We start from the raw sequence: 14,117 nt of genomic DNA, 5'->3' as shown, positions 1-14,117 counted from the left end.
CGCACACGCAGCAAGGAGGTCGTATGTCTGGATCAGACGGTGAAGCGCCGGTGCAATCTCGCACGGCGCTACATGTACTCAGAAAAATTGATGACTGGCTCTCGGTCGTCGAACGCCAATTGCTCGGCTGGAGCATCATCATCATGGCAATCAACACGGTTGCCAATGTTATTGCCCGCCTGGCGTTCAGTTCCAGCCTGTTTTTCTCCGAGGAACTCAATACGTTCCTCATCATTCTTGTCACCTTTGTCGGCATTTCGGAAGCGGCACGCATGGGGCGTCATATTCGCATGTCGGCCTTTTCCGACATGCTGGGACCGGCTGCCAGCAAGATCCTGATGATCATCGTTTCGCTTGGAACGGCGACCCTGTTGTTCATTCTGGCTTATTACTCAATCGATTATGTTGCCGGACTGATCAAAACCAACCGCCTGACCCCATCCTTGCGCATTCCCATGTATTACACGGTGCTGATCGTGCCTTTCGGCCTGACTGTTACCGGCATCCAGTTTGTCCTTGCGGCCCTGACCAACCTTCTCAAGCCAGGCGTCCACCTGTCTTACCGTGTCGAGGATACGTATGACGACAACCTTGATACGCATCTTTAAGGGGGCAGGAAAATGGATTTAGGGACAACAATCATCATTGTCATGCTGGGCCTGCTGTTGCTGGGCTTCCCCATGATGGTACCGCTTGCATCGGCCAGCGTTATTGCCTTTGCATTTTTCATGCCCATTCCGCACCAGATCATCATTCAGCAAATGGTCAGTGGCATCAGCCCTGTCGCATTGATCGCGGTGCCGATGTTCATTTTTGCCGCCGATATTGTGACCAAGGGTCACACGGCAAGCCGCCTGATCGACCTTGCCATGACCTTTGTTGGCCATGTCCGCGGCGGCCTTGCGGTCACAACCGCCCTTGGCTGTACCCTGTTTGGCGCGGTTTCGGGTTCCACCCAGGCCACCGTGGTGGCAATGGGCGGCCCGCTGCGCCCCAAAATGCTCGAAGCCGGTTATAAAGACAGCTTCACAATGGCATTGATTATTAATGCCAGCGACATTGCCTTTCTGATCCCGCCATCGATTGGCATGATCGTATTTGGCGTGGTGGGCAAAGTATCCATTGGCGAACTGTTTATTGCCGGGATTGGCCCGGGTGTGCTGATTTTGCTGCTGTTTTCGGCCTATTCGGTCTGGTACGCCAAACGCAACGATATTCCCACCATCCCGCGCCGTACCTGGCTTGAACGTGGCAAGGCCGTGATTAATGCCGGGCCCGCCATCATGTTCCCGGTGCTGATTGTTGGTGGCATTTATCTGGGCTGGGTCAGCCCGACCGAAGTTGCCGCTGTCTCCGTGATTTATGCCATCATTCTTGAAGTCATCATTTTTCGGTCCGTCAAATGGCACGAACTTCTTGAAATTGCCCGTTCCACCGGGCTGATTACGGCAGTTGTGTTCATTCTGGTGGGTGCGGGCACGACATTTTCGTTTGTCATTTCGTTCGCCCAGATCCCGCAGGCGGTGATCGGGGCACTGGCCCTTGATACTGCCGGTCCTTACACCATCCTGTTTGCCATCTCGATCGCATTCTTCATTGGCTGCATGTTTGTTGACCCGATTGTGGTCATTCTGGTGTTAACGCCGATCTTCATGCCGCTGGTCAACAATGCCGGAATTGACCCCATTCTGGTCGGGACGCTGGTGACATTGCAAGTCGCCATCGGGTCGGCAACGCCGCCCTTTGGCTGCGATATTTTCACAGCCATCGCCATCTTCAGGCGACCCTATGCCGAAGTCATCAAGGGCACACCACCCTTTATCTGCATGCTGTTGCTGGTGGCGGTGCTGCTGATTTTCTTCCCGCAGATCGCAACCTTCCTGCCTGAAACCGCCTTCCGTTAAGACAGTTTCCGCCCCGTCAAGAAACCGGGGCGGAAACCCCGGATTTCGGCCTTGGCAATGACGTTACTGTTTTAACGGAGCATAAAAACGATGTCAGCGATTACCGGCATCACACCAGAGCTGGCCAATATCAGCTACAAACCCGACCCGGTGGGCCCTGCTGGACGGGTTGGGCTGATCACGCTGGCAACCGATTTTAACAGTGAAGATGACCTGCGCCATATCCTGCCAACGGATGTGCGCCTGTTCACCACCCGCATTGCCAATGCCAACCCCATCACAGTCGATAGCCTGCGGGCGATGGCCGATGATTTACCACGCGCGGCCCGCACGCTTTTGCCTGGCTTTGGCATTGATGTTGCCATTTTCGGCTGTACATCCGGCACGGTGATCAACGGATCAGACCGGATTGCCGCCCTGATCCAGGAAGGCATGCCGGGCTGCAAAGTCACAAATCCGCTATTGGCTTCGCACACAGCGCTCCGCACCATCAAGGCGCAAAAAATTGCCATTGTCGCCCCCTATAGCCTCGATGTGACAGCCGCCGTCGCAACCGGCTTTGCCGAACAGGGGTTTGAACTGACAAATGTTTTGGGGTTCGGGCTGGAAAATGACCCGGATATGACCGCCATCCCGCCCGATGTGCTGATGGCAGGTGCCCTTAAGGCCAATACCGATGATGCCGATGCCGTATTTATTTCCTGCACCGCCATCCGTGCCGCCGAAATTGCGCAGCGCACCGAACAGCTTTTGGGCAAGCCGGTGATTACCAGCAATCAGGCCCTGATCTGGCACGCCCTGAACCTGCTGAATTACAAAAAACCGATCACAGGATTTGGCAGCCTGTTTGACCATACACCACCAACCGCCTAAGCAACGAGGTCGCAATGAAAGAGCCGATCACCCTTGGCGATATCCTTGCAGCCCGCAAGCGCATCGCCGGACATGTGATAAATACACCCCTTCGCCCCAGCCAAAGCCTTTCTGATCATGTCGGAAGCCCGGTGTGGCTGAAATGCGAACATCAGCAATATACCGGCAGCTTCAAACTGCGCGGGGCGGCGAATGCCGTTTTAAGCCTGAATGACGATGAAAAGGCCAAAGGTGTTGTCGGTGTTTCCACCGGCAATTATGGCCGTGCGCTTGCCAATGCCGCCCGCAATACCGGAGTGCGCGCCGTCATTTGCATGTCGGAACTTGTCCCGCAAAACAAAGTCGAAGGCATCCGTGCCCAAGGGGCCGAAATTGTTATTTCTGGCCAGTCCCAGGACGAAGCCCAAAAGGAAGTTGATCGCCTGGTTCATGATGAAGGCATGATCATGTTGCCGCCCTTTGACCATGCCGATGTGATTGCCGGTCAGGGCACGCTGGGCGTTGAAATACTGGAACAACTGCCCGATGCCGACACCCTGCTGGTCCCGCTTTCGGGCGGGGGGCTTCTGGCCGGGGTGGCGCTGGCGGCGAAATCAATCAACCCGGCCATTCGGGTTGTTGGCATTTCGATGGAGCGCGGTTGCGCCATGATCGAAAGCCTGCAAGCAGGCAAACCGACGTCAGTACGCGAATGGCCCAGCCTGGCCGACAGCCTGGGGGGCGGTATTGGTGAAAACAACCTTTACACATTCGATATGTGCGGCGATTTGACCGACGATTTTGTTCTGGTTAACGAATCCCAGATTGCCGATGGCATACGTGCGGCCTATGTCGATGACCAACAGGTTATTGAAGGGGCCGCCGCCGTGGGCATTGCCGCCCTTCGCGCCGGATTGATTGATAATCCCGGTCGCACGGTGGTGCTTAGCACCGGCTGCAATATCGATATGGGGCTGCATCGCCGCATCATTGGTGGCGAAGATGTTGACCTTGCCAAAGAGGCAGAACAGGCAAACACAGCATCCAGTTCAGAGGGATACTAAATCATGCCCAAAATCCGGATTCTGACCGAAAGCGAATTGCGCAACGTTATCACCCTGGACCTTGATGCCATCAAATGCGTGGAAGAGGCATTCCATGCCCTGGCAACACAGGATGTGCGCATGCCGCCGATCCTTCGCCTGGATATCGAGGATCATAACGGCGAGGTTGATGTCAAAACCGCCTATGTACCGGGAGTAGACAGCTTTGCCATCAAAATCAGCCCCGGCTTTTTTGACAACCCAAAGCTGGGCCTGCCGTCGGTCAATGGCTTGATGAACCTGTTTTCCGCCAAAACCGGGCTTCTTGAGGCGGTTTTGCTTGATAATGGCTATTTGACCGATATTCGCACGGCTGCGGCCGGGGGTGTTGCAGCCCGCCATCTCGCCCGCAAGGATGCCAGCCACGCTGCCATTTTTGGCACCGGTGTTCAGGCCCGGTTGCAACTGGCCGCCCTTGCGCTGGTGCGGCCCATCACCACGGCCACGATTTGGGGGCGCGATATTGCCAAGGCGGAAAAAGCCGCCCGCGACCTCAGCCGCGATTTGGGCATCGTGGTTTCCGCCACCGACAATGGCAAGGCCGCCTGCGACGGGGCCGACATCGTGGTGACCACCACCCCGGCCCGAAGCCCAATTTTACAGGCCGACTGGATTGCCCCGGGCACCCATGTGACGGCAATGGGTTCGGATGCCGAACATAAAAACGAAATTGATCCGGCCCTGTTTACCAGGGCAGATCTTTATGTCTGCGACAGCACGGCACAGTGCCGCATTCTTGGTGAACTTCATCATGCCATTGATGCCGGGCTTGCCGATGCCAAAAGCTGCCAGACAGAACTTGGTCAGGTCATTGCCGGATTGGCGACAGGGCGCAGTGACGCCCGGCAGATCACGTATTGCGACCTGACCGGAACAGGTGTCCAGGACACCGCTATCGCCACCCTCGCCCGGCAAAGATGCGACGCATCAAATGCTGGCACCGAGATCGTTTCCTGATTAGGGCGCTGCCCTGCTTTGGAGGCCTGCAATGAGCCAGGTTGAATTGAATTTTACGCGCGAAGAATATGCCGTGCGGCTGGATAAAACCAAAAAAGCCATGATCGAAAAGGGCATTGATCTTTTGATCGTGACCGATCCTTCAAACATGGCCTGGCTTACCGGCTATGACGGCTGGTCGTTTTATGTGCATCAATGTGTCCTGATCCCGATCGAGGATGACCCCATCTGGTATGGGCGATCACAGGATTCAAACGGGGCAAAACGCACCGTTTACATGACCCATGACCGGATCATCCCCTATCCCGACTATTTTGTGCAAAACACCACCCATCATCCGATGGATTACCTTTCCGAGATCATTGAATCGCGCGGCTGGGGCACACGCAATATCGGGGTGGAGCTGGACAATTACTATTTTTCGGCCCGCTGTTATTTGCAGCTGCAAACGCATCTGCCCAATGCCACCTTCAAGGACGCCACCGCCCTTGTGAACTGGCAACGTGCTGTCAAATCCGAACAGGAAATTTTCTATATGCGCCAGGCCGCGCGCATTGTGGAAAACATGCACGAACGGATCATTGAAGTTGTCGAACCAGGCATGCAGAAAAACGAGCTGGTGGCGGAAATTTACCGTACCGGTATTGTCGGTGTTGAGGGCATTGGCGGCGATTACCCGGCCATTGTGCCCCTGCTGCCATCCGGGGTGGATGCCAGCGCACCGCACCTGACATGGGACGACAAACCCATTCCCCACAATGCGGGAACGTTTTTTGAAATTGCAGGCTGTTACAAACGCTATCATGCACCGCTTTCGCGTACCGTTTATCTGGGCGACCCGGACCAGCGGTTCCTGGATGCGGAAAGTGCGTTGATCGAAGGTTTGCAGGCCGGGCTTGAAGCCGCAAAACCCGGAAATGTCTGTGAAGATATCGCCAAGGCGTTTTTTGGTGTGTTGCAAAAATTCGGCATCGAAAAAGACAGCCGCTGTGGCTACCCCATCGGTCTGTCCTATCCGCCAGACTGGGGCGAACGCACCATGAGCCTGCGCCCCGGCGACCGCACCGTGCTGGAACCGGGCATGACCTTCCATTTCATGCCGGGCCTGTGGTTCGAGGACTGGGGCATTGAAATTACCGAAAGTCTGATGATCACGGAACATGGCTCAAAAACCCTGACCAACTTCCCGCGTCAGCTTTTTGTGAAAAACTAGGACTTCCGCCATCTGATTTCACATAGTAATACACCGGGGTTGCCGAAGGTCGCGGCAACCCTGCCTTTTCATCAAGGATACGGCCCATGACACATGCCTCACCCATCACCCCGACCATCCCGCTGGATACTGACGGGGTTTTTCACGGCTTTTTAAAGCTGCCCTATTCGCGTGACGATTCCGCGTGGGGTGCCGTTATGATTCCCATCACGGTGATTAAAAACGGCGAAGGTCCCACCGCCCTTCTGACCGGTGGCAATCACGGGGATGAATATGAAGGCCCGGTTTCGCTGTTCAAACTGGCCAGCAGCCTTGCCGCAACCGAAATTTCCGGCCGCATCATTATTCTGCCGGCGATGAATTATCCGGCCTTTAAAAATGCGTCGCGCACCTCGCCAATTGATAAGGGCAACCTGAACCGTACCTTTCCCGGCCGCCCCAATGGTACCGTGACCGAAAAAATCGCCGATTACGTTTTCCGCTATCTCGTGCCCGAGGCCGACTTTGTCCTTGATATGCACTCCGGCGGCAAAACGCTGGATTTTGTGCCCTTTGCGGCGGTTCACGTCCTGCCCGACAAAAAACAGGAAGCCGCCTGTGTTGCCGCGATGCAGGCCTTTGGTGCGCCCTATTCGATGATGATGCTGGAACTTGACAGTGTTGGCATGTTCGACACCGTTGTCGAGGAAGCCGGTAAAACCTTTGTCACCACGGAACTGGGCGGCGGTGGAGCTACCACGGCCGAACGGGTTGCCATTTCTGATCGTGGCGTGCGCAATTTCCTGATCCATGCCGGTATTCTGCCTGGCGAAATCGACCTGCCGGAAAAAAGCGTGATGCTGGATATGCCCGATGGCAGCTGTTTTGTTGCCAGCGAAAATACCGGGCTGTTTGAGCCCTGTGTTGATTTGGGTGAAACCGTCAAAAAGGGCGATATCATTGCCCGCATTTATGACACCGAACGCACAGGCATTCCGGCAACGGTTTATACGGCACCGCGCGATGGCATTTTATCGTGCCGCCATTATCCGGGGCTGATCAAAACCGGCGACTGCCTTGCTGTCATTGCCGATGTGGTGCCTGCATGATCCGGCTTGATGAACAGGATCTGAAGATCTTGCTCACGCTGCAACGCGAAGGGCGCATCACCAAGGTCAAACTGGCCGAGGCGGTGAACCTTTCGCCCAGTCCCTGCTGGGAACGGTTAAAACGCCTGGAGGATCTGGGCGTTATTTCCGGCTACCATGCCCGCATCAATCTTGAAGCCCTGACGCGCCCCACCCTGGTGATGACCGAAGTCACCCTGCGCAATCATCAGCACGAAGATTTCGACACCTTTGAACGCGCCGTGCAGGACATTCCCGAAATTATCGAATGTTACGCGCTTGGCGGTGGGGTGGATTACATGCTGAAAATTCTGTGCCGGGATGTCGATTCCTATCAACGCCTGATCGACCGGTTATTGATCGCGCGGATCGGAATTGACCGCTATTTCACCTATATCGTCACCAAAAAGGTGAAATTCACCCCCGATCCGCCGCTGGAATCGCTTTTTGACCTGCCGAAACGGCAAAAATAACCCCAAATCGGCTGCTGTTACCCCCCCAAAAAGGTAAAAAGCCTTGCATTGCCTTTCGGTGGCTGCAGGGCTTTTGTTTTGCCTGCTCGCGCGGACCTATCCTGCAATGCAATATTAGCATATGCCACTGCATTTTTTACCGTATTTCCAAATCTTGGACATCGATTAAATATCCCGAAATGGTGTTGTTTCCACGCACTGATAATTAAAAAAGAACAACCGCGCAAAACATCGCGAAAATAAAACTATTTGGCGAAACCGGGGCAAAAAGGGGCTAAAAGGCCCCATTTACCCGAGGATTAGCCGTAAAATTGCCCTGCGGCCTGTTTAACCTTCGGGCATGGATGAATTTGGAGGTTTTAGGCGTGCCGTCACCAGAAAAAGAAAACCGGACACCGCCCCCATCGCAAGATGAAGGTGGCGATCGCGGCTTTTTTGCCATTTTTATCGTTGGCATTGCCGCACTCAGCTTCTCGGCGGGTGCCACAATCATGCTGGCAGATATTCCGCCGTCACAATATCTGCGCAATGCGTGGAAGGCCGGTGTTGCCCTGTGGGAAAAGGAAACCCAGTATAACGATATTGGCCGACTGGATTTCTGGTCGCCCGCCCGAAACGACAAACAGGGCGTTACCGTTTATGATGAAACCCTCGCCCAGAATGGGCTGACGCTATATTCGTCGGGCGATGGGCCCCATGCGGTGCTGATCGACATGAAGGGCAATATTGTTCATGAATGGAACACGCCCTTTAGCAAAATCTACAATGACAGCTCGCCGATCAAAAACCCGCAAAAAGACGAATATATGCACTGGCATACCGCCAAGATGCAGCCCAATGGCGATTTGATTGTGCAATATACCGCAGCGGGCGACACGCCCTATGGTTATGGCCTGGCGCGGATTGACAAGGATTCAAATGTTGTCTGGGGCTATTTGGGTACCGCCCATCACGACTTTTCCGTCGATAAGGATGGCAAGGTTTATGCCCTGACCCAGGAATTCCGCAACAACACCTACCCCTATCGCACCCAGCTTAAACCGCCGCGCCTGGATGATTTTGCCGTTGTGCTCTCGCCCGAGGGCAAGGAAATCAAAAAGGTTTCGATCCTCGATGCGATGATCAATTCGCCCTACGACCATTTGCTGGATTTTGCGCCGTATTATTCCAAGGAAGACGTGCTGCACACCAACACCATCGAAGTGATTACCGCCGAAACAGCCCAAAACTTCCCCTATGGCAAGGAAGGCGACGTTCTGCTGTCTTTCCGCGATCTGGGTATTATTGCCGTGCTGGACCTGGACCAGGAGAAAATTGTCTGGGCGACCCGCGGTTCCTGGCTGGGCCAGCATGACCCGGACCTTCTGCCCAACGGGGATATCCTGCTGTTCGATAATCAGGGCCAGTTGGATGACCCCGAAGCAGGCATGTCCCGAGTCCTTCAGTTTGACCCGAAAACCGGGGGCATTACCTGGGAATATGACGGCGATAAAGACCACTTTTTCTATAGCGATATCCGGTCCGATCAGGAACGCATGCCCAATGGCAATACTTTGATCACGGAATCCACCCCCGGCCGCCTGTTCGAGGTAAATAAAGATGGCGAAATTGTATGGGAATTCTATAACCCCATCCGCCGCGACAACCCCGAAAAACCCGGCGAAAAACTGATCCCCATTGTTTCACAGGCCGAGCGCATTTTTGATGACCGCGCCGCGCTGTTCTCTTCCCCCACGAAAGGAGAAGACCAATGAAGCCGACCCTTAAAAACCTGAGCATTGCCGGTGCCGTTATTGCCCTGGCCCCGCTTCTGACTGCCATGCCCGCCCAGGCCTATGTCGGGCCGGGTGCCGGTTTAAGCCTGCTAAGCGCATTGTGGGCTGTGATTGCCGCCGTCGGCGTGGCGGTTGGGTTTGTGTTGTTGTGGCCGATCCGCAAAATGATGCGCAATAAGCGCCGCAAAAATGCCGCCGCCAGTGCAGGCGCACAGACCACCACCGCCAAATCTGATCAGCACAGCGCCTAAGCCAACAGGAATTGAGTAAGTCTCATGGGTATTTTTGACTGGCCCGCCCCCGCCTTTAACTGGCTTGATGCCCTTATGGCCGACGCATTTGGCCCGCTGGGCCGCATCATTGCCTGGTCGGTGATTTGCGCCATCATCTCGATGGCCCTTTATGCGGTGCTGTCACCGCAAAAACGAATCAAAAAGGTCAAGGCTGACGTTGCCCAATCGCGCCAGGCAATGGCCGAGGATGAAGGCGAGGAATTTGGCGAGGGCATGCGCCTGGCAAAAGCCCAATTGGGACATTCCCTGAAACTTGTCGGGGTCATTCTGATCCCGGCAATTGTGGCATCGCTGCCCGCCCTTTCCATGCTGGTCTGGATGGACGAAGAATATGGGTATACCTGCCCGGCACCGGGCACACAAACCACCATTTCCGCCCTGCCAAGCGATGCGCATGTCGAACAGATTGGCACACGCCCGGTGTCGGAAAATGGCGGGGCCTGCCCGATTGTGCGGGTTTCCACCACCACTGACACCGGCAAAAGCGACATTGTCATCCCCCTTCAGGCCGCTGTGCCCGTGATTGGGCATAAACAGTGGTGGAATACCCTGATCGGTAATCCGGCGGGTTATTTGCCCGACAACACACCAATCCAGCAGATCCGTTTTGACCTTCCGGCACAGGAAATCATCCCCATCGGCCCGTCCTGGGCACGCGGATGGGAGCTGACATTCTTTGTCATGCTGATTGTGGTTTCCGTGGCGATAAAAAAAGGATTCCGCATCGAATGAACAAGATGACACAAACCAGCGACCAAAAGCCGTCCAAGGGTGCCGCTTTTCATGTTTCGGGGTGGGACCACTGGATCAGCGGGCAAATTGCCGATCATCCGCAACGCTGGATCAGTTTTGGCAATTTCGACACCAAAATGGCCGGTGATGCCATTGCCGATGTGACCATCGAAAAGCCGGTTTTTGTTGCCGGCCTTGCCCGCTCTGGCAGCACCATCCTACTTGAAACCCTGGCAAAACACCCGGCAGCAGCCACCCATCGCTATCGCGACTATCCGCCGGTTTTCACCCCCTACCTGTGGAACAAATTCGTTGATCTGGCCCCTAAACCGCGCCAGCAGGTGGCCGTGGAACGCACCCATGCCGATGGCATCAATATCACACCCGAAAGCCCCGAGGCCTTCGAGGAAGTAATTTGGATGGCGTTTTTTGAGCATTTGCATGATGTCAATCACAGCAACGTGCTGGGCGGTGAGGTGAGCAACGAGGCCTTTGAAAATTTCTATCGTGACCATATCCGCAAAATGATCGCGATTAGGGGGGGCTCGCGTTATGTTTCAAAGGCCAATTATCTGATCACGCGCCTGGAATATCTGCTGTCCATGTTCCCCGATGCACGCTTTGTGCTGCCGGTGCGTGACCCGCTTTGGCATATTGCCTCCCTTGCCAAGCAACACACCCTGTTTTGCAAGGGCGAAGCGGGCAATCCAAGGGCGCTGGCGCATATGCAGCGCGTCGGCCATTACGAATTTGGCATGGACCGCCGCCCGATTAATGTGGGCGATACCCACACCACCCGGCAAATCTCCGCCCTGTGGGACGAAGGCCGCGAGGTTGAAGGCTGGGCGCATTACTGGGCCAATCTGCACCATTTCCTGGCCGACCGGCTATCGATCAATCCAAAATTGCGCGAGGCCACTCTGGTTGTCCGTTACGAGGATTTTGTTGCCGACCCGCGCCAGCAGCTTGAACAGCTTTTTGCCCATGTTGACATGGAAAATGCCGGGACCATCATTGATGACGTCGCCCCGACCATCCATGCGCCGGGATATTACAAACCCAAATTCAGCGATGCCGAAATCGCCACCATCCACGAACTCACCGGCATTGCCGCCGCCCGGTTTGGTTATGAAAACCTGACCGATTGATTTCAGCAAAATCAGCTGCGGCGAACGGGCGTTGCAAAATCGATAACGGAAGTCCAATTATGATTGGGACTTTTGCACCAAACGGCACAGTCAAAGGGCTTCGATCTATAATTGACCGTCGCCAATGAATGCACAATCTGGCAATCTTTGGGTTCAAATCATAATGACGAAAGAAAACGACAATGAGTGATCCCCAGGAGAACAACCCGTTTGATGGCCCTCGGATGCAGGGAATACACTACCAGCGGGCCGATATGTCAGGTGCTCATTTCGATGGTGTAAATCTTTCGGACGCAAGATTTTATGCTGTTTTAACGAACGCAAAATTCACCGACACCAATTTAAGCGAAGCCGTTTTTGACGATATCAGCCTTGCCGGTGCGCGCTTTAACAACGCCAATCTGTCGGGGGCTGTTATCACGAATGCAAACTTATCGCGATTGACCATACGAGATGTCACATTGGCAAATTCACATATCGAAGATGCTGATTTGACCGGTATGCGGATCAATGGCGTTCTCGTGACCGATCTGTTCAAGGCCTATGAAAAGGCGACAGCCTGAAGACAAATCGCTTTAAATCAGCCAAACTGGACATCTGCCGCCTTCACCACACGCACCATTGACCTACCGGCATTAAAACCATCCAGTATTTCATTATGGTGCTGTACAATATCGGTAAATGGCAATGTCCGGCTATCGGACGAGGTATGTCCGTCCGCAACCAGCAGCACGTCATACCCGAGCGATACCGCCCGGCGAACCGTGGTATCGACACAATACTGGCTCATGCAACCGCCCACAACCAACCGGGAAATGCCCTGTTCGGTCATGACTTGGCATAGGTCGGTATCGAAAAAAGAATCCGCACTTTTCTTTTCAACAACAATATCCTGCGGCTGCGGTGCCACTTCCTGGCGTATTTCCCAGCCCGATGTGCCCTTTTCCAAACGATTACCGATGCCACCATTATGCTGCACCATAATAACCGGGGCTGCGGCGGCACGGGCCTGTTGCTGTAACAGGCACAACCGTTCGACGGTTTCATCAAAGGCACGATCAATTTCCCGCCGTCTTTCGGCGGGTGCATCCCCCGCCAACACAGCATTTTGAACATCAATAATCAGCAGTGCAGTTGCCATGTGACAATCCTTGCGAATGACATCAAAACCCACCAATAGGCAGCGGGAAGATAGATCAAATGGCTGTTAGAACAAACATCAAAATGTATCAGAAATTACATTTCATTTATAATTATCATTACAGGATAAAAAATTACATACCCATACAACCCTGAACACACAGCCACGATGCGGGCCATCACCTTTCGCCAATGAAAAAGGCGGCTCTGGTGAACCGCCTTCATCATCGTGACCTTGTCTGGCTTAAATTATAATGTGGTCCAGCTTGCCCCGCGCTGCGAGGAGGCTATCACCGCCTCGATAAAGCGCATCCCGTTCAACCCTTCGGCAATACCGGGCACCAGGGCCGCCTCGGCATTGGGGATATGACCGTCAATCCGGGCACAAAGCTGGTCGGCAAAGTCGGTGTAAAGGGTGGCAAAGCCTTCCAGATACCCTTCGGCATGGCCGGCAGGCACACGCACCCGTCCGCCTGCGGCACTGTTTCCCGGCCCACCGCGTGTCATCAGGAGGGGCTGTTCATCGAGTTGACGGAAATACATGTGATTGGGATGTTCCTGGGCCCATTCAAGTGCGCCTTTGTCGCCATACACACGCAATTTCAAGCCGTTTTCATGGCCAATCGCCACCTGGCTGGCCCATAACATGCCGCGCGCGCCGTTTTTATAACGCAGCAATATCTGCACATTATCGTCAAGTGCGCGGCCTTCGACCATGCTGGAAAGATCCGCACACAGTTCCGAAATTTCCAGCCCGGTGACAAAATCCGCCAGGTTATGGGCATGGGTGCCAATATCGCCCAATGCCCCGCCAGGGCCAGCTTTGGCCGGGTCGGCCCGCCAGCTTGCCTGTTTGTTATCAACCGGCGTTGCCAGCCAGCCTTGCGGGTATTCCACCTGCACCAGCCGGATATTGCCCAGCTTGCCACTGCGCACCATATGGCGGGCTTCGCGCACCATTGGATAGGCGGTGTAATTATGGGTCAGGGCGAAAAGCAGCCCGGTTTCCTCGATTTTGGCGGCAAGCTGCTCGCCCTCGGCAACACTCATGCACAGGGGCTTGTCGCAAATCACATGAATCCCGGCATCCAGCATCGCCATTGCTGCCGGAAAATGCAGATTATTGGGGGTGACAATGGCGCATACTTCAATGCCATCTTCGCGTTCGGCCTCGCGCAATGCCATTTCCCGGTAATCATCATAGGCGCGGTCCGGGGCGATAAAACATTCCATTGCCGAAACACGCGCCACATCCGGCCGGGAGGATAAGGCCCCCGCGACCAAATCATAACGGTTATCCATCCGGGCGGCCAAACGATGCACCGCGCCGATAAAGGCCCCCTGGCCCCCGCCCACCATGCCGAGCCGCAAACGGCGGGGCGGGCTTGCGGGGTCGTTTGCTGGTCCAACCATCAATATCT

At 54.8% G+C, this 14,117-nt stretch carries 15 protein-coding genes; 13 read left to right on the top strand and 2 right to left on the bottom strand.

Annotated features, from left to right (window positions below):
• The first annotated feature begins 23 nt into the window (after window positions 1-23).
• The 13 genes from LF95_RS01475 to LF95_RS01415 all read left to right on the top strand — a co-directional run bounded on the left by LF95_RS01475 (window position 24) and on the right by LF95_RS01415 (window position 12,119).
• On the top strand, window positions 24-608 hold the full coding sequence (locus tag LF95_RS01475) for a TRAP transporter small permease (protein ID WP_073953356.1): 585 nt from the start codon (window positions 24-26) through the stop codon (window positions 606-608).
• A 12-nt stretch (window positions 609-620) separates the two neighbouring features.
• Window positions 621-1,904, top strand: coding sequence for a TRAP transporter large permease (locus tag LF95_RS01470; RefSeq protein ID WP_073953355.1), 1,284 nt, complete (start codon window positions 621-623; stop codon window positions 1,902-1,904).
• Between the two features lie 90 nt (window positions 1,905-1,994).
• Window positions 1,995-2,777 carry a maleate cis-trans isomerase family protein gene (locus LF95_RS01465; RefSeq protein WP_073953354.1) on the top strand — a complete coding sequence of 261 codons (783 nt, stop codon included), beginning with the start codon at window positions 1,995-1,997 and terminating at the stop codon, window positions 2,775-2,777.
• A gap of 14 nt (window positions 2,778-2,791) precedes the next feature.
• Window positions 2,792-3,820 carry a hydroxyectoine utilization dehydratase EutB gene (gene eutB, locus LF95_RS01460; RefSeq protein ID WP_073953353.1) on the top strand — a complete coding sequence of 343 codons (1,029 nt, stop codon included), beginning with the start codon at window positions 2,792-2,794 and terminating at the stop codon, window positions 3,818-3,820.
• Window positions 3,821-3,823: 3 nt separating this feature from the next.
• Window positions 3,824-4,816 (top strand): cyclodeaminase, encoded by a 993-nt coding sequence (locus tag LF95_RS01455; protein WP_073953352.1) that lies wholly within the window; start codon window positions 3,824-3,826, stop codon window positions 4,814-4,816.
• A gap of 31 nt (window positions 4,817-4,847) precedes the next feature.
• On the top strand, window positions 4,848-6,029 hold the full coding sequence (gene doeA / locus LF95_RS01450) for an ectoine hydrolase DoeA (protein ID WP_073953351.1): 1,182 nt from the start codon (window positions 4,848-4,850) through the stop codon (window positions 6,027-6,029).
• 86 nt (window positions 6,030-6,115) lie between these two features.
• Window positions 6,116-7,117 carry a N(2)-acetyl-L-2,4-diaminobutanoate deacetylase DoeB gene (gene doeB / locus LF95_RS01445; RefSeq protein WP_073953350.1) on the top strand — a complete coding sequence of 334 codons (1,002 nt, stop codon included), beginning with the start codon at window positions 6,116-6,118 and terminating at the stop codon, window positions 7,115-7,117.
• On the top strand, window positions 7,114-7,608 hold the full coding sequence (locus tag LF95_RS01440) for an Lrp/AsnC family transcriptional regulator (RefSeq protein WP_073953349.1): 495 nt from the start codon (window positions 7,114-7,116) through the stop codon (window positions 7,606-7,608). The genes doeB and LF95_RS01440 overlap by 4 nt, the downstream gene beginning before the upstream one ends.
• A 365-nt stretch (window positions 7,609-7,973) precedes the next feature.
• Complete coding sequence (locus tag LF95_RS01435) at window positions 7,974-9,362, top strand: arylsulfotransferase family protein (RefSeq protein ID WP_073954757.1); 1,389 nt, start codon at window positions 7,974-7,976, stop codon at window positions 9,360-9,362.
• On the top strand, window positions 9,359-9,634 hold the full coding sequence (locus tag LF95_RS01430; RefSeq protein ID WP_073953348.1) for a hypothetical protein: 276 nt from the start codon (window positions 9,359-9,361) through the stop codon (window positions 9,632-9,634). The genes LF95_RS01435 and LF95_RS01430 overlap by 4 nt, the downstream gene beginning before the upstream one ends.
• 24 nt (window positions 9,635-9,658) lie before the next feature.
• Window positions 9,659-10,408: a hypothetical protein gene (locus LF95_RS01425; protein ID WP_073953347.1), complete on the top strand. Its 750-nt coding sequence runs from the start codon at window positions 9,659-9,661 to the stop codon at window positions 10,406-10,408.
• Window positions 10,405-11,556 carry a sulfotransferase family protein gene (locus LF95_RS01420; RefSeq protein ID WP_252509620.1) on the top strand — a complete coding sequence of 384 codons (1,152 nt, stop codon included), beginning with the start codon at window positions 10,405-10,407 and terminating at the stop codon, window positions 11,554-11,556. Before LF95_RS01425 ends, LF95_RS01420 begins: the two co-directional genes overlap by 4 nt.
• A 182-nt stretch (window positions 11,557-11,738) precedes the next feature.
• Window positions 11,739-12,119 carry a pentapeptide repeat-containing protein gene (locus LF95_RS01415; RefSeq protein ID WP_073953346.1) on the top strand — a complete coding sequence of 127 codons (381 nt, stop codon included), beginning with the start codon at window positions 11,739-11,741 and terminating at the stop codon, window positions 12,117-12,119.
• 17 nt (window positions 12,120-12,136) lie between these two features.
• Here LF95_RS01415 and LF95_RS01410 read toward each other — a convergent pair whose 3' ends face one another.
• Together LF95_RS01410 and LF95_RS01405 are read right to left on the bottom strand one after the other, a co-directional pair.
• Entirely contained in the window at window positions 12,137-12,697 is a 561-nt protein-coding gene (locus LF95_RS01410) for an isochorismatase family protein (protein ID WP_073953345.1), read from the bottom strand.
• Window positions 12,698-12,945: 248 nt separating this feature from the next.
• Window positions 12,946-14,109 (bottom strand): Gfo/Idh/MocA family protein, encoded by a 1,164-nt coding sequence (locus LF95_RS01405; protein ID WP_073953344.1) that lies wholly within the window; start codon window positions 14,107-14,109, stop codon window positions 12,946-12,948.
• Window positions 14,110-14,117: the final 8 nt, after the last annotated feature.

It is taken from the genome of Thalassospira sp. TSL5-1 (assembly GCF_001907695.1).
Lineage (GTDB): Bacteria > Pseudomonadota > Alphaproteobacteria > Rhodospirillales > Thalassospiraceae > Thalassospira.
Note: the sequence above shows the minus strand (reverse complement) of the source record. Positions and strands in the feature narration are given on the sequence as shown.